The sequence below is a fragment of the Streptacidiphilus sp. BW17 genome, assembly GCF_041262485.1.
GTDB lineage: Bacteria > Actinomycetota > Actinomycetes > Streptomycetales > Streptomycetaceae > Streptacidiphilus.
Window position 1 is genome coordinate 119,159 of record NZ_JBGCCR010000004.1, and the last position, 15,106, is coordinate 134,264.

The window sequence follows — 15,106 nt, forward strand, 5'->3', positions numbered from 1 at the left end:
TCCGGGGTGTCCGAGCCGTCCGGGAATCCCGGGGTCTCCGGGAATTCCGGGGTGTCCGGAGGCTCCGCCGCGCCGCCGGACCCACCTCGCACGCCCGGCTCACCCGACGTGCCCCGCCCGAGGTGGCGTCGTTACCTGTGGTGGATCACCGTCGTCCTCGTCGCGGCCACCGCCGCCGTGCTGGCGGCCACACACCGGAGTGAGGTGCGCGCAGCGGCGCACCTCGTCGCGCGGGTCGACCTCGACCTCCTCGGTGTGGCGATCGGTCTGGAGGCGGCCTCGATCGTCGCGCTCGCGGCCCTCGAACTGTGGCTGCTGCGCGCCGGCGGGGCCGAGATCGGCCTGGGCAGCGTCACCGGCATCGTCGTGTCAGCCAACGCCGTGGCCGGGGCCATGCCCGCCGGAGGGGTCTTCGCACTCGGCTGGGCCATGCGGCAGTTCGGGCGGCGTGGCGTCGCCCTGACCGTCGTCGGCGCCTCGCTCGCCGCGGCCGGGGCGATGAGCATCACCGCGCTGAGCCTGCTGCTGACCGTCGGTGCGCTGGTGGCCTCGCCGTCGGGTCGGGCTCCCGGGCTGCGGGAAAGCGTGCTGATCGCGGCCGCCTCGTGCGCGGCGCTGCTGCTCGCCGTGCTGGCGCTGTCGCGCTCCGCGCAGGTTCGGGGTGTCAGCAGCCGGGCCTGGCACCGGATCGGTCGGGGGCGGCCACGGGTCGCCCGGCTCCAGGACTCCGTCGGCACCGTGGCGACCCAGGCGCTGTCGCTCCATCCGACCCTGCGCGGCTGGACCCGGCCACTGCTCTGGGCGCTGCTCAACTGGGTCTGCGACGCCGCCGTCCTGGTCGTCTGCATGGCGGCGCTGGGCATCGAGGTCCCGTGGCGCGGGCTGCTGATGGCGTACACGCTGACGCAGTTCCTCGGCAGCCTCCGGGTGACGCCGGGCAACCTCGGTATCGCGGAGGCTTCGCTGTCGGGGCTGCTCGTCCTCTACGGCCTGCGCGCGGACCAGGCGCTTGCGGCGACGCTGCTCTACCGGGGCGTCAGCTTCTGGCTGCTGCAGCCCGTCGGGTGGGCGACATGGCTCGTGGTGACGCTGCGCAAGCCGGACGCGCACCACCGACACCACAGGTGACCACGCAGGTTGTCACGCGCCGCCGATGTCGAGCACGGCCACGCCGGTGACCCGGTCAGCGGCAACGTCCGCCAGCGCCCGGTCGGCGGCCTCGAACGGGTAGCGGACGACCTGCACCCGCAGCGGCGACGGCAGGTCGGCGACCTCGGCGAGGAACGCGCGGCCGTCAGCACGGGTGTTCGCGGTGACGCTGCGCAGCGTGCGCTCCTGGAACAAGTGCCGCTCGTAGTTCAGCACCGGGATGTCGGTCAGGTGGATCCCCGCCACGGCCAGCGTGCCGCCCCGGTCCAGGGCCGCCAGCGCAACCGGGACCAGGTCGCCGACCGGCGCGAACAGGAGCGCCGCGTCCAACGGCTCCGGCGGGGCGGCGTAGGCGTCGCGGGCGGAGGTCGCGCCCAGGTCCAGGGCGAGTCTGCGGGCCTGTTCGGACCGGGTCAGCACGTGGACGGTCGCTCCCCGGGCGAGCGCGAGCTGCGCGGTGAGGTGGCCGGACGCGCCGAAGCCGTAGATGCCGAGCCGTCCGCCGGGCGGCAGTTCGGCCCGCTCCAGGGCCCGGTAGCCGATGATCCCCGCGCAGAGCAGCGGGGCGAGTTCGGCGTCGCTCAGCCGTCCCTCCGGGAGGGCGTAGACGTAGCGGGCGTCGGCCACCAGGTGCCGGGCGAAGCCGCCGTCGCGGTCCCAGCCGGTGTAGGTCGACGCCGGACAGAGGTTCTCCCGCCCGGCCGTGCAGTACGCACACCGGCCGCAGGTGCCCGCCAGCCAGGCGACGCCGACGCGGTCCCCCTCGGCAAAGCCCGCGGTCCTCGCCTCCGGCCCGAGTGCGAGGACGCGTCCGACTGCCTCGTGCCCGGGCGTGGTCTGCGGGCGGCGCGGCGGGAGATCGCCCTCGGCGAGGTGCAGATCGGTGCGGCAGACCCCGCACACGTCCACCCGGATCAGCAGTTCGCCGGGGCCGGGCGCGGGCACGCGCCGACGGGTGCGCACCAGCGGTCCGGTCGCCATCGGACCGGGTCGGTTCACCACCCAGGCGTCCGTCTCCGGTCCCGCACCCGAAAGTCCCGCAGCGTCCGGAGTCGCAGCCTCCGGTCCCGCAGTCCCCGGCCCTCCGGCCAGCTCGTCCATGCCCGCTCCCAGGTCGCGTGCGCCCCCTCTCGACGGTAGCGCCCGGGGGTCAGTTCCGGCCGAGCGCGGTCTCCTCCAGGTCCAGTTCATGCTGGAGGTGGCGGCGGGTGGTGTCGCTGATCTGGTGGTCCTCGTAGAGGCGGCGCAGCTCGGTGCTCTGGATCGCGATGACGTCGCGGCGCAGGTCGCGGTAGGCGACGAGGGTGGTCTGGCCGTCGGAGGCACCGTTCTCGTCCGCGTCGGTGTTGTGGTCGAGCTGTGCGTCCAGGCGGCGGCGCACCCGGTCGAGGGCGACCTCGGGGACGGCCTCCAGCTCGGCGATCTCGTCCAGGTGCACCAACCCGGCACGGGTCAGCGCGAGCCGGGTGCGGGACTCCTCGCGTGCGGTGTGCTCGGGCTCCAGCGCCAGCCCGGAGCGGTTGACGACGCCCGCGAGCGAGAGCCCCTGGACGACCAGGGTGAAGATGACGACGGCGGTGGTCAGTGTCAGCACCAACGCCCGTCCCGGCAGTGGGCTCCCGTTGGCGGCGACGAGCGGGATCGACAGGGCGGCGGCGAGCGGCATCACGCCACGGGTCCCGGCCCAGGAGGCGACGGCGGCGAGCCGCCAGGACGGACGGCCGGTGGTGGGCTTGAGCGCGGCGGACAGCGGGACCATCCACGCCAGCCGCAGCACGATCAGCGCCGCGGCGATGGCCAGCGCCTGCAACGGCCAGGCGCCGGTCCCGGCGGGCAGGTCGCGCACCAGGGTGGGCAGTTCGAGTCCGACGATCGCGAAGACGACGCTCTCCAGCAGGAACACGACCACCCCGTAGACGGCCTGGAGCTGCAGCCGTATCCGGGCGTCGGTCAGCCGGTGGCTGGAGCGGCCGAGCAGCACCCCGGCGACCACCACGCAGGTGACGCCGGAGGTGTGCAGCCCTTCCGCCAGCACGTAGGCGGCGTACGGGGTGACCAGCGCGATCACCGTCTCCAGGACGGGGTCGGTGGTCTGCCGCCGGATCAGCGCCACGACGCCCGCGACGACGGCGCCGACCAGGCTGCCGCCACCCGCGAGCAGGAAGAACTCGCCACCGGCACGCGTCCAGCTGACCGCGCTGGAGGAGACCGCGACGGCCACGGCGACCTTGAACATCACCAGCGAGGTGGCGTCGTTGAACAGGCTCTCGCCCTGCACCAGCACCTGGACCCGCCCCGGCAGCGCCAGCCGCCGCCCGAGCGCGGTCACCGCGACCGGGTCGGTGCTCGCCAGCACGGTGCCGAGCACGAAGGCCATGGCGCCGCTCAGCGGCGTCAGCCATGCGCCGAGGAGTCCGATGACGGCGGCGGACGCGAGCACCAGCCCGAAGGCGAGGACGATCACCGGCTTCCACACGGTGCGCAGGTCGCGCACCGACAGCTCCTCGGCGGAGGCGTAGAGCAGCGGCGGGAGGACGACCAGCCCGATCGTCTGCGGCGCGATGTGCAGCGCCGGGGCCCCGGGGATCAGTGCGATGCCCAGCCCCACCAGGACCAGCAGCGACGGAGCGGGGATGCGCCACCGTTTCGCGCCCGTCGCCACGGCGGTGGCCAGGACGACGAGGAGGAGGACGGTGCCTACGGCGCGCATCGGGACATCCTTCGTGACGCTCTCGTGGGAGGGCGCCATCACGCGGATGCGGACAGTCCACCCCTCCGAGCCGACCAGACTTCCCGGCACACCATGGTCGGATTTTATCAGTGGCTTAACGCCGCCGAACACGTCGGGTTGAGGACCCTGGCGGAGCGCCTGCCCCGGGTGTACAACCGTCAGCCATGCACATACCGCGGCCCGCTGGTGGGCTCTCCTCCCGTGACCTGCTGTGGGCCCGGCTCCGCGCCTGGCGCCTCGGACCCGTCGTGTTCGGGCTGATGTGCGCCGCCGTGCTTTCGTTCCAGGTCCTGGCGGCGGAGTCGCGCGCGCACTGGAGTGTGGCGCCGCTGTACTTCGTCCTGCCCGCGTTGGCCGGGGTCCTCGTACTGGTCTGGGCCTCCGGCCGGGCGGCCGAGCGACAGCCCCGCGCGCGGAAGCACTGTCCGGAGCTGGTCGAGATCGCCACCCGGGCCGCGCGTGAGAACGGGCTGCCGGTGCCCTCGGCGGTGAGCATCGTCGGACATCCCGTCATCAGGGTGACGGCGCACCGGTTCCCCCGCCGAACGGTGGTGGTCCAGGCAGGACTTCCGCTGCTCGCCACGCTCTCCGCTGACGAGTTGCGCATCGAGTTGGCACGCGGTCTCGCCGCGACGGCCGAGCCCAACCCCGCCGCCGCCCTCGCGGTGCTGCACAAACGGCTTCAGTTCTCCGGCGTCCCGGCCCTGGTCGAGGCCGGGCGGGACTCCCGCCTGATCCGCCGGGCCACAGCCTTCCTGGACCGCACCGCGCAGTTCGCCGCAGACATCGAGGAGCGCGCCGAGCAGGCTGCCGTCCAGTCCGCCGGATCCCGGCTGCGTGCGGCCGAAGCGATGCTGGCGTCGGGACGAACGCTCATTTCGTTCGACGAGTTCGCCTCCGTCTACCGCCACCTGATCGTCAGGCGCCGCCGTGTCCCGCGCATGCTGTTCAGCGGCTGGCTGGAATGCCGCGAGGCCGGCTACGTCCTGCCGGAGGACCGGCAGTCGTTCGTCAGCGCCGTCGCCGAGGACCTGCGCCGCCTCCACCCGTCCCTGGACGGCGAGTTCGCACACCTGGCAGAGCAGGAGCCGGCCGACGCCGCCGTGCCGGTGCTGATCACCGTCCCTCCCACCCTGGAGCGATCCTTGGCTCGGGCATACGCCAAGTCTTTCCTCTCCGGAAACGCGGCCCCCAAGCTGGTCGAGTGGGAGAACGTCGATCCGGCGAAGGTCTACGGGCAGGAAGCCGCCACCGAGCCTGTCATCGAGGCTGCGGCGACGGTGCTGAAGCGTCCCGCCACCGCCGTCGACGTGCTGGAGCTGCTCTCCACCGGTGACGGACGGCGAGAGCTCACCCGGACCCTCGTCGCAGAGTCCGACGTGACCGTCGTGGGCGATCCGGACGAGGCGCTGCGCCCGGGGGTCGCCGCGACCGGCGCGGTCGTCCACGAGCTCCTCACCCACGGGTACCGCAGGCTCGACGCACTCCACCACCACCGCCTCACGGCCCCGGACGGCTCGGTCCTCGACGCCAACACCGTGACCGCCGAGGCGCTCACCTCCCCGGAGGCCCTGGAGCACCTTTGCGGCCTGCTGCGTACCGCGTCCCAGCGCAGCGTGTGAAGGCCTCGTTCGGACCAACCACGGAACCGTCGGCGGGCCGACAGGCGTGTCAGCGCATAGGGTCGAGCAGGCTGCCCTCCGCGTCGGCCATCTGTCGGACCGGCGGCACGTCGTCGTCGTGAGAGCTACTGCGCGAGCGGCAGTGAGAGGAAGACCCGTGTTCACCCTGACCGGGACCTGGGACCTGGTGCGGACGATCGGCCGGCACACCGTGCGTGGACTGGCAGCTCTCGAACCCCGCGGGCTCAACCGGCGCGCGCAGCAGAACGCCGCCCGCGCCGCCGCGTGGACGAGCGCCCAGCGGCGGGAGGCCGGGGAGGCCGACCGCTGGCTCCCGGACCACTCGTCCGAACCCCTCGCCGCCCGTCAGGTCCAGGGCTGACCGCCACCGCCACACGCGGGCGGCGGCGTCAGAGGTTCGCCCCTGCGCGCACCGTCGCCGACTCCACCGTCTCGAACGCCCACGCCGACTCCATCGGCTCACCCCCGTCGGACCCGTCGCACCCGTCGGGCCCGTCGGGCCCGCCGGGTGCGGTGCCGAGGCGGCGGACGAAGTACGCCTCCTCCCCCACGCACAGCACCTCCAGGCGCCGCTCCGGCGCGCTCTTGTCCACCAGCACGTCGCCCTCGGCATAGCGGGGGACGTCGTCCGGGACGCCCTCGTCGGCGACGGTCGGCGGGGTGGGCCGGATGGTGATGACGTACTCCCGGTCGTCGACGCCCACCACGATCCGTCCGATCTGGGTGACGGTGGCGTCGGTGCGCGCACCGCGCATCAGGTCGTCGTCGAGGACCGCGTCAGCGATCAGCGTGCCCAGCGCGCGTACGTCCTCCAACGTGGTGGTGCCCATCGCCCGCTCCTGGTGGTTCCGTCCGGCCCCCGCGACCCCTCCATCGTCCGCCCGCCCGCCGCTCCCGTCGACGGACGACCGACGCGGGCGGCAAAGGCGCACCGGAACGGCCTCTCAGCGGACGGTGTCGAGCTCCGCCTCGTCCTCGAAGTCGCCGTCGCCGGGACGGTCGGCGGGGCCGCGCAGGTGCTCGACGTGGCCGAGGGCCTGGTCGAGCAGGTCGGCGACGTGGTTGTCGTAGAGCGAGTAGACGATGGAACGGCCACGGCGCTCGGCGTTGACCAGACCGAGGTTGCGCAGCAGGCGCAACTGGTGCGAGCAGGCCGAACGTTCCATCCCCACGGCGTCGGCAAGGTCGCTGGCCGCGCAGGGGCCCTCCTGGAGCTGGGCCAGGATCAGCAGCCGTGACGGGGTGGCCAGGGCCTGGAGCGTGGTGGCGACGGCGGTCGCGCCGACGGCGTCGAGGCGTTCACGCGCGCTGCTGCTGATGCGGTTCATCCCATGGCCCATGCGTCAATACTACCGAGAACGCGTGAACACTCATTCAATCGTTCCCTTATAGTGGTCTGTGCCGAAGCCTGCTCCTCCGCTTGGCTGCCCTCTCCCAGGAAGTACGCCAGATGTCGACCACCCTGCTCGAACGTCCCACCGCGCCCGCCGCCGTCGCGGTCGCGCCGAGACGGCGGACGCGCGTGCTCGCGCTCGCCGAGGCGCGCTGGGCGCTGGCCGCGCTGGCGTTCTTCGCGCTGGCGCTGCCGCTCCAACTGACCCACGTCTCCGCCTGGGCCTGGGGTCCGCTCTACGCCCTCTGCTACGCGGCGGGCGGCTGGGAGCCGGGCTGGGCGGGGCTGACCGCGCTGCGTGAGAAGACGCTCGACGTCGACCTGCTGATGATCGTGGCCGCCCTCGGCGCCGCCGCGATCGGGCAGGTGCTCGACGGGGCGCTGCTGATCGTCATCTTCGCCACCTCCGGCGCGCTGGAGGCGCTGGCCACCGCCCGCACCGCCGACTCCGTGCGCGGGCTGCTCGACCTGGCCCCGACCACGGCGACCCGCCTCCTCGACGACGGTACGGAGGAGTCCGTCGCCACCGAGGCACTGACCGTCGGTCAGGTGATCCTCGTCCGCCCCGGCGAGCGGATCGGCGCGGACGGCCGGGTGCTGGACGGGGCGAGCGAGGTCGACCAGGCCACCATCACCGGCGAGCCGCTCCCGGTCGCCAAGCAGGTCGGCGACGAGGTCTTCGCCGGGACGCTGAACGGCACCGGCGCGCTGCGGGTGCGGGTCGAGCGGGACGCGTCCGACTCCGTCGTCGCCCGGATCGTCGCCATGGTCGAGCAGGCCTCGGAGACCAAGGCGCCCACGCAGTTGTTCATCGAGAAGGTCGAACAGCGGTACTCCCTCGGCATGGTGACGGCGACCCTGCTCGTCTTCGCCGTCCCGCTGGCCTTCGGCGCGGCCCTGTCGGGCGCGCTGCTGCGGGCCATGACGTTCATGATCGTCGCCTCGCCCTGCGCCGTGGTGCTGGCCACGATGCCGCCGCTGCTGTCCGCGATCGCCAACGCGGGACGCCACGGCGTGCTGGTCAAGTCGGCCGTGGTGATGGAGCAGTTGGGTCAGGTCCAGGCCGTCGCGCTGGACAAGACCGGCACGCTGACCGAGGGCACGCCACGCGTCACCGAGCTCCGCCCGCTCGACGGCAGTGAACTGACGGACAGTCAACTCCTCTCCCTCGCTGCCGCCGCCGAGCACCCCAGCGAGCACCCGCTGGCCCGCGCGGTCGTCGACGCGGCCCGCACCCGTGGCCTGACCCTCCCGGCCGCCGAGGAGTTCAGCTCCACCCCCGGCGTCGGCGTGACCGCGCTCGTCGACGGCCGGACGATCACCGTCGGCACCCCCGCGCGGCTGCTCGGCGAGCAGGACGACGTCGACGTCACGAGCACGGTCCGTGGGAGGGTCCGTGAGACCGTCCGCGAGTTGGAGGACAGCGGTCGTACCGCCGTGCTCGTGCTGCGCGACGGCACGCCCGTCGGCCTGCTCGGGATCGCCGACCGCCTGCGCGCCGACGCCACCGCGACCGTCACCCGGCTGACGGCGCTGACCGGGCAGGCCCCGATCCTGCTCACCGGCGACAACCCCCGTGCCGCCGCACGGCTCGCGGCCGAGGTCGGCATCACCGACGTGCGTGCCGGGCTGCTGCCGCAGGACAAGGTCGCGGCCGTGACCGAGCAGGAGCGGGCGGGCCGCCGCACCATGGTCGTCGGCGACGGCGTCAACGACGCCCCGGCGCTGGCCGCCGCCCACACCGGAATCGCCATGGGCCGCGCCGGTTCCGACCTGGCTTTGGAGACCGCCGACGCCGTCGTCGTCCGCGACGAACTCGCCACCCTCCCCACGGTGGTGGGGCTCTCGCGCCGGGCGCGCCGGCTGGTGGTGCAGAACCTGGTCGTCGCCTCGGTGTTCATCACCGGCCTGGTCGTCTGGGACCTGGCTGGGCACCTGCCGCTGCCGCTGGGCGTCCTCGGGCACGAGGGCTCCACCGTCATCGTCGGCCTCAACGGCCTACGCCTGCTGCGCGATGCCGCGTGGCGTCGCGCCGGAGCGGAGTCGGGCGGTCGCTGACTCGCGGCGACCCGGCAGACCCGCGCGCGGGGGCCGGAAGGTCTGCAGCTCCAACGCGGGCGGCAGCGGCGCGAGTCCCGGGCCACCGGCGGCGACCCAGGCCAGCAGGTCGTCGGTGCAGCCCTGCGCGGTGCTCCAGCCGATCCAGACCGGTCGGCCGCCGCGCAGCCGTCCGGCCGTGGAGGGCTGGACCACGACGACGTCCGCGTGGTCGCACGGTCCGAGGCAGTCGGAGACGCGCAACTCGAACCGGGCGTCCCCCTCGCCCGCGGCGGCGCGCAGCAGCTCCGCCTGCTCGCGGGCCGCCGCGACGGCGTCGGCCCCACGCTTCGGGCTGCCGCAGCAGCAGCCCCGACAGACCGTCACCGTGCAGGGGCGGCCCGCCGCGCGGACGCTCGCCCCACCGCTGCTGCGACGGCTCACCTCGGCAGCGCCTCGGGCAGTCGGCTCGCCTGGACGCGGCCCTGCCAGTCGGCCGTGACGAGCAGGTCGGAACCGGCCCAGGTCAAGGCGGTGACGGCCTGGTCGAGTTCGCGGGCGTGGGCCGGGTGGAGGCGCGCCCCGGCGCTCCCGGAGGTGGCCCGCCACAGCGCCAACGTGCCCTCCGCGCCCGCGCTTGCCAGGATCCCGGCCCCGCCGGGACGCCACGCCAGGGCGGTGACGGTCTCGTGCGCGCGCAGCGTACGGGGACGGGTGCCCTCGGGGCCGCTGCCGGAGAAGTCCCAGACGGTGATGTCGGGCGCGCCGTCGGAGGCGAACCAGTAGCCGGTGTCGTCGAAGGCGATCCGGGCGATCTTGTCGGGATACCCGCTCATCGTCAGGTCGCCGCCGTCCCGGGTGCGCCAGATGTGGATCGAGGCGTCCTGGTTGCCACTGCAGATCCAGCGTCCGGTGGGGGCGACGGCGAGCGCGAGGTGCGAGCCGAGGTACGGGTACTCCACGACGGGCCTGGCGCTGTGGCGCTCGTAGCAGCGCACGCCGTTGTAGGCGGCGGTGGCCAGGCGGCGGCCCTCGCGGTACCAGACCAGGTCGGTGACGGTACTGGGCGCGGGCTCGATGGCCCACAACTCCCGGCCGTCAGGGGCCAGGACCACCGCGCGGCGGCCGGAGGCGATCGCGACCTTGTCCGGTCCCGCCCAGCGCACGGCCCCGGACCAGGCGCCGGTCTTCGCGATCACGGTGGTGTCGGTCGCCCGCTTCCACAGCGCGTGCCCGAAGGGACCGGCCAGGGCCAGATGCTCCGCATCCGGGGAGAGTTGGGCGGCGAAGATGCCGCCGGGCAGGGTGACCGTGCCCACCAGCTCTCCGGTCGAGCCGGTCAGCACCCAGCAGGTGCCGTCCGCACCCGCGACGGCGACGAGCCCTGCCGCCGCGTGCACGGCCACGGGCGCGTCGTCGACCACGGTCTCCCACGCCGTGTCGACGTCCAGGGCGGCGGCGATGCTCATGCGCTCACCGCCGCACGGGACTTGAGTGCGGGCGCGTTGACCAGGCAGGCCGCGAAGCCGGCGTCGAGCTCGTCGCGGTCGAGGTTGCGGCCGATGAAGACCAGCCGGTTGCGGCGCTCCTCGCCGGCCTCCCACTCACGGCCCGACTCGCCGTCGAGCAGCATGTGGACGCCCTGGAAGACGTACTGGCGGGGGTTTCCGGCCAGGGCCAGGATGCCCTTGGAGCGGAAGATGTCCACACCGCGCTCGCGCAGCAGCGTGCCGAGCCAGGCGTTGAGGCGGTCCTCGTCCACCTCTCCCTCCACGTCGATGCCGACCGAGGTGACGGTGGTGTCGTGCTGGTGCTCGGTGTCGATCAGGAACTGCGGGTCGGTCTCCAGGACCCGGTCGAGGTCGAAGGCGTGCACGTCGAGGACCTTGGCCAGCTCCACGTCCGCCTGCCGGGCCGGGAGGATCTCGGCCAGGGCGTTGACCGCCCGGATCCGGGAGACGACCTCGGCGATCTCGGACTCGCCCACCAGGTCGGTCTTGTTGAGCACGATCCGGTCGGCGAAGGCGATCTGCTCGACTGACTCGTTCTCCACGCCCTCCGGCTTGACCTCGTCCAGGTGCGCGCCGATGTGGGCCGCGTCGACGAGGGTGACGATGGCGTCCAGGCGCAGCTGGGAGGCGATCTCGTCGTCCATGAAGAAGGTCTGCGCGACCGGCGCAGGATCGGCCAGGCCGGTGGTCTCGATGACGACGCGGTCGAAGCGCTCCCGCCGTCGCATCAACGCGCCGAGGATGCGGATCAGGTCCCCGCGCACGGTGCAGCAGATGCAGCCGTTGTTCATCTCGAAGATCTCTTCCTCGGCGTCCACCACCAGGGCGTCGTCGATCCCGACCTCGCCGAACTCGTTCTCGATGACAGCGATCCGCAACCCGTGCTGCTCGGTGAGGATGCGGTTGAGCAGCGTGGTCTTGCCGGAGCCGAGGAAGCCGGTGAGCACGGTGACGGGGACGCGGGTGTCCACGACGTCCCGCTCTTCGGGGAGTTCGGCACTGGTGGAGTCAGTGGTCATGCGGGCTCCTCAGGGGGTATTGGTGGCAGGGCTGGTGGCGAGGGCCTCGGCCAGCCGCCGCGGGGTGATCTCGGTGACGGGGTGGTGCAGGGTCCACCGGCGGGTGGCGCCGCCGGCGCCCAGGACCGCGACGACGGTCTCGACCGGCGGGCATCCCGGTTCGGTGCAGTCGAGTTGGCGGACGACGACGGTGTCGCCGTCGTCGAGGTCGAGCTCGCGCCGGGTCTGGCCCTTGATGGCGTTGACCCGGGCGGTGTGCTCGGGCGACTGACGGCGCAACAGGCCCGAGATGGGGACGCCGGAGGACGGCATGGTGAAGTCTCCGTTCGCGAGGGGCTTCTGGAGGTCAGCCTAGATGAAAACGACTTCCATTTCACTATGACGGAGCGTCACAAAGTTGCCCGGCGTGAGCCGCCCGCAAATCCACCCAACACATGCAGACATCGCTATATGATGAATCCTGGTGCGAGAGCAGCCGGCGCACGCCGCCGGGCCGCTGCGCGCCCGCAGGTCATGTCGTTATGCCATCCGCACCCGAGAGGGAGACCGATGTCCGCACCCACGACCCACCCCACGCACCAGGACCATCCGCACGTCCACGGCGACGGCTGCGGCCATGTCGCCGTCCCGCACGGCGACCACGTCGACTACGCGCACGACAACCACCTGCACCGCGCCCACGAGGGCCATGTCGACGAGTGCGCCACCGCCGGGCACGTCGCCCACGCCGAGCACACCCACCAGCACGGCGACGGCTGCGGCCACGTGGCCGTCCCGCACGGCGACCACGTCGACTACGTCCACGACGGCCACCGCCACGCCAGCCACGAGGGCCACTGGGACGACCACTGACGGACGACCACTGCAAAACGCCGGGCGGCAGGAGCTGCTCAGCTCCGACCGCCCGGCGAATTGGGGCATTTGAGACGGGAATGGGAGTCATTCCCATGTCCTAAGGTATGCATATGGCGACCCGAGCCCCTGAGCCCTCCGACCCGAGCGCAGTTCCGCAGGCAGATCCGAACGCCGACCTCAACGCGGCGAGCGAACTGCTGCGCGTTCTGGCGTCACCGGTCCGGCTCGGGATCGTCCGCGAGCTCTCGTCGGGCAGCCGCCATGTCGGGGAGCTGGTCGACGTCCTGCAGGTGAGTCAGCCGCTGGTCTCCCAGCACCTGCGCCTGCTGCGCGCCTCCGGGATCGTCAGCGCCCGACGGCGCTCCCGCGAGGTCGTCTACTCGCTGGTGGACGAGCACATCGCGCACATCGTCCTGGACGCGATCAGGCACGCCAACGAGCCGAGCACCACCAATAACTGACTCAGCGTCATCATCTGGAAGCGCACGACGCGCAGGTCCCGGAGAGCTCCACGGTGTGGTCCACGCCGACGAACCCCGACTGCTCGGCGACCTCCGACGCCCAGGTCTCCACCGGGCGCGAGTCGAGCGGCAGGCTGAGGCCGCACTCGCGGCAGATCAGGTAGTGCCGGTGCTCGGCGTCCGGGCGGTAGCGGAACAGTCGCTCGCCGTTGGTGTCCCGCACCAGGTCGGCGCGGCCGGTGCCGACCAGGGCGGTGAGCGTCCGGTAGATGGTGCTCAGGCCCACCGTGGAGCCCGAGGCGTGCAGGGCCGCGTGCAGGTCCTGGGCGCTGACGAAGTCGGTGCACGCCATCAGCGCGCGCAGCACCTGGACCCGCTGCTGGGTGGGCCGCCCGAGCAGCGCGACGGCCTCCGGCTGGGGCAGTCTGTCCTGCCCCCGCCGTCCGGCTCCCCGCGCCGTCCCCCGCTCAGCGGCCCCGTTCGTCACGCGACACCACCCGCCGTCACGGCCGGGTTCGCGCCCGCCCCCGCGCGGACGAAACGTCGCCGCACCGTGCCGAGCCGGCGTCCGAGCTGGGCCACGACGTAGGCGGCGAAGGCGAATCCGGTCACGAAGAAGCCGATCGGCCAGTCGGTCTGGTAGGACGCGGCGATCGCACCCCACACCACGGCCAGCGCGATGGCCACCGACAGCGCCGTCGTCCCCAGCGGGTTTTTGACCAGGCAGCGTGCCGCGGCGGGCGGGCCGACCATCAGACTGAACATCAGCAGCGCACCCACCACCGGCACGGCGGCGGTCGTGGCCAGGGCGACGACGGCGAGAAAGGCCATCTCCACCCGGTGCCCGCGCACGCCGCGCGCCTCGGCCACCTCCGGCATCAACGAGGTGAGCAGCAGCGGACGGTGCAGCAGCGCCAGCGCCGCGAGCGAGATCGCGCCGAGCACGGCGGTGATGCCGATCTCGTTGCTGCTGACGCCCAGCACTTCGCCGAAGAGCAGCGAGTAGATCTCGGGCGCGTACTCCGAGCTCCAGCTCAGGAAGAGCGAGCCCATCCCGAGCATCAGCACCATGGCCAGTGCGGTCACCACGTCGTGACGACCGCGCCGACCGAACGCCCCGATGCCGAGCGAGGCACCGAGGGCGAAGATCCCCAACCCGAACAGGGTGTTCAGGCCGAGCAGGCTCGCTCCGGCCGCGCCGGCGAAGGCGGCCTCCGGCACCGCGTGGGCGACGAAGGAGGAGCCGCGCAGGACGACGTAGAAGCCGACGAGCGGGGCGACGACGGCGACGATCGTCGCCACCTCCCAAGCGTTGAGCATGTAGTTTGCAAACATCCCAGCGTCCGCGAACATCTCAGCGCAGCCTCGCCGGAGTCAGGGGCTCTCGTGGCCCGGAGGACGGTTGCTCACCGGCGCGGCCTGTGGGCCCGGCGCGGCCGGAGCCGCGCCGTGCCGCGGGGGCGAATCCGGCGAGCAGGTAGCAGAGCAGGATGACCGCGACCACGAAGAAGCTGACCGGCCAGCCCTTCCCGGCGGGCGGCCAGAGGTAGCTGTCGTAGGCCAGGACGACGCCGATCCAGGTGGAGACCACCCCGACCAGCCCCGCCAGCACCATCGCCCGCGCCGGACGCCGGGTCAGCCGCAGGGCGGTGGCGGCCGGTCCGATCAGCAGCGCGGTGCTGAGGATCGTGCCCACCGCCACGCTGCACAGCGCGGCGGCCAGGGCGAGCAGCAGCAGGAAGGCCAGGCCGAGCCACCGGACCCGGACGCCGCGCGCCGCAGCCAGTTCCGGACTGACGGAGCTCAGCAGCAGGGGCCGGTAGAGCAGCGCGAGCACCGCCAGGCAGACCAGCGCGAGAAGCGTCATCGCGGGCACGGTGATCCCGCTGAGCGCGAAGAGCGACCCGAAGAGCAACGTCACGGTCACCCCGGTGGTACTGCCGGACATGGTCACCAGGTAGAGCAGCAGCGCCGAGACGCCGAGTGCGGTGCTGAGCACCAGCCCTGTCGCGACGTCACGTCCGCGCCGCCGCTGCGTGCCGGCCAGCTCCATCACCCCGGCGACGGCGAACCCGCAGGTGAGGATGCCCCACAGCGGGGTGATCCCGAGCAGGAAGGCCCCGGAGCCACCGAGCGTGCCGAGCGCACTCAGCGAGTGCCCGGCGAAGGACTGCCCGCGCAGCACGGTGAAGACGCCGACCGCGCCCGCGACGATCGGGACCACTCCCCCGACCAGGACGGCCTGGCGCACGGGCTGGCTGGTGAAGAAACCGGGGGCGAAGAGCGCGTGCCAGAGTGCTTCCACGA

The 15,106-nt window shown here is 73.0% G+C and carries 17 protein-coding genes; 6 read left to right on the forward strand and 11 right to left on the reverse strand.

What is annotated here, in order from left to right:
• Positions 1-108 precede the first annotated feature (108 nt).
• A complete protein-coding gene (locus tag ABH940_RS06310) occupies positions 109-1,128 on the forward strand; it encodes a YbhN family protein (protein ID WP_370104629.1) in 1,020 nt (339 codons plus the stop codon).
• A gap of 12 nt (positions 1,129-1,140) precedes the next feature.
• Here ABH940_RS06310 and ABH940_RS06315 read toward each other — a convergent pair whose 3' ends face one another.
• On the reverse strand, positions 1,141-2,151 hold the full coding sequence (locus ABH940_RS06315; RefSeq protein WP_370104631.1) for a zinc-dependent alcohol dehydrogenase family protein: 1,011 nt from the start codon (positions 2,149-2,151) through the stop codon (positions 1,141-1,143).
• Between the two features lie 148 nt (positions 2,152-2,299).
• Complete coding sequence (locus tag ABH940_RS06320) at positions 2,300-3,859, reverse strand: Na+/H+ antiporter (RefSeq protein WP_370066826.1); 1,560 nt, start codon at positions 3,857-3,859, stop codon at positions 2,300-2,302.
• Positions 3,860-4,044: 185 nt separating this feature from the next.
• Here ABH940_RS06320 and ABH940_RS06325 point away from each other — a divergent pair, with 185 nt between their 5' ends.
• Both ABH940_RS06325 and ABH940_RS06330 read left to right on the forward strand, forming a co-directional pair.
• Complete coding sequence (locus ABH940_RS06325) at positions 4,045-5,502, forward strand: hypothetical protein (protein WP_370066824.1); 1,458 nt, start codon at positions 4,045-4,047, stop codon at positions 5,500-5,502.
• A 157-nt stretch (positions 5,503-5,659) separates the two neighbouring features.
• Complete coding sequence (locus ABH940_RS06330; RefSeq protein ID WP_370066822.1) at positions 5,660-5,884, forward strand: hypothetical protein; 225 nt, start codon at positions 5,660-5,662, stop codon at positions 5,882-5,884.
• Positions 5,885-5,912: 28 nt separating this feature from the next.
• On the opposite strand, the gene ABH940_RS06335 is transcribed toward ABH940_RS06330, so the two are convergent.
• Entirely contained in the window at positions 5,913-6,353 is a 441-nt protein-coding gene (locus tag ABH940_RS06335; protein ID WP_370104633.1) for a hypothetical protein, read from the reverse strand.
• A gap of 114 nt (positions 6,354-6,467) precedes the next feature.
• Positions 6,468-6,863 (reverse strand): ArsR/SmtB family transcription factor, encoded by a 396-nt coding sequence (locus ABH940_RS06340; RefSeq protein ID WP_370066818.1) that lies wholly within the window; start codon positions 6,861-6,863, stop codon positions 6,468-6,470.
• Positions 6,864-6,973: 110 nt separating this feature from the next.
• Between ABH940_RS06340 and ABH940_RS06345 the strand changes: the two genes are divergently transcribed.
• The gene (locus ABH940_RS06345; protein WP_370066816.1) at positions 6,974-8,974 is read left to right on the forward strand and encodes a heavy metal translocating P-type ATPase; all 2,001 of its coding nucleotides are present in this window, start codon (positions 6,974-6,976) and stop codon (positions 8,972-8,974) included.
• On the opposite strand, the gene ABH940_RS06350 is transcribed toward ABH940_RS06345, so the two are convergent.
• From ABH940_RS06350 to ABH940_RS06365, 4 genes are read right to left on the reverse strand one after another with little or no spacing between them, the layout of a single operon-like run.
• Complete coding sequence (locus tag ABH940_RS06350) at positions 8,915-9,397, reverse strand: (2Fe-2S) ferredoxin domain-containing protein (RefSeq protein WP_370066814.1); 483 nt, start codon at positions 9,395-9,397, stop codon at positions 8,915-8,917. The two genes, ABH940_RS06345 and ABH940_RS06350, sit on opposite strands and share 60 nt — an antisense overlap.
• Positions 9,394-10,422: a WD40 repeat domain-containing protein gene (locus ABH940_RS06355; protein ID WP_370104635.1), complete on the reverse strand. Its 1,029-nt coding sequence runs from the start codon at positions 10,420-10,422 to the stop codon at positions 9,394-9,396. Before ABH940_RS06355 ends, ABH940_RS06350 begins: the two co-directional genes overlap by 4 nt.
• Entirely contained in the window at positions 10,419-11,483 is a 1,065-nt protein-coding gene (locus ABH940_RS06360) for a GTP-binding protein (protein ID WP_370104637.1), read from the reverse strand. Before ABH940_RS06360 ends, ABH940_RS06355 begins: the two co-directional genes overlap by 4 nt.
• A 9-nt stretch (positions 11,484-11,492) precedes the next feature.
• A complete protein-coding gene (locus tag ABH940_RS06365) occupies positions 11,493-11,795 on the reverse strand; it encodes a hypothetical protein (RefSeq protein ID WP_370104639.1) in 303 nt (100 codons plus the stop codon).
• Positions 11,796-12,032: 237 nt separating this feature from the next.
• On the opposite strand from ABH940_RS06365, the gene ABH940_RS06370 reads away from it, so the two are divergent.
• Both ABH940_RS06370 and ABH940_RS06375 read left to right on the forward strand, forming a co-directional pair.
• A complete protein-coding gene (locus tag ABH940_RS06370) occupies positions 12,033-12,335 on the forward strand; it encodes a hypothetical protein (RefSeq protein WP_370066806.1) in 303 nt (100 codons plus the stop codon).
• A 113-nt stretch (positions 12,336-12,448) separates the two neighbouring features.
• Positions 12,449-12,799, forward strand: a complete 351-nt coding sequence (locus ABH940_RS06375) for an ArsR/SmtB family transcription factor (protein ID WP_370066804.1) — start codon at positions 12,449-12,451, stop codon at positions 12,797-12,799.
• Positions 12,800-12,809: 10 nt separating this feature from the next.
• Here the strand turns inward: ABH940_RS06375 and ABH940_RS06380 are convergent, their stop codons facing one another.
• From ABH940_RS06380 to ABH940_RS06390, 3 genes are read right to left on the reverse strand one after another with little or no spacing between them, the layout of a single operon-like run.
• Positions 12,810-13,286 (reverse strand): Fur family transcriptional regulator, encoded by a 477-nt coding sequence (locus ABH940_RS06380; protein WP_370066802.1) that lies wholly within the window; start codon positions 13,284-13,286, stop codon positions 12,810-12,812.
• Entirely contained in the window at positions 13,283-14,119 is an 837-nt protein-coding gene (locus tag ABH940_RS06385) for a metal ABC transporter permease (RefSeq protein WP_370066800.1), read from the reverse strand. The genes ABH940_RS06380 and ABH940_RS06385 overlap by 4 nt, the downstream gene beginning before the upstream one ends.
• 34 nt (positions 14,120-14,153) lie before the next feature.
• The gene (locus tag ABH940_RS06390) at positions 14,154-15,104 is read right to left on the reverse strand and encodes a metal ABC transporter permease (RefSeq protein ID WP_370066798.1); all 951 of its coding nucleotides are present in this window, start codon (positions 15,102-15,104) and stop codon (positions 14,154-14,156) included.
• Positions 15,105-15,106: the final 2 nt, after the last annotated feature.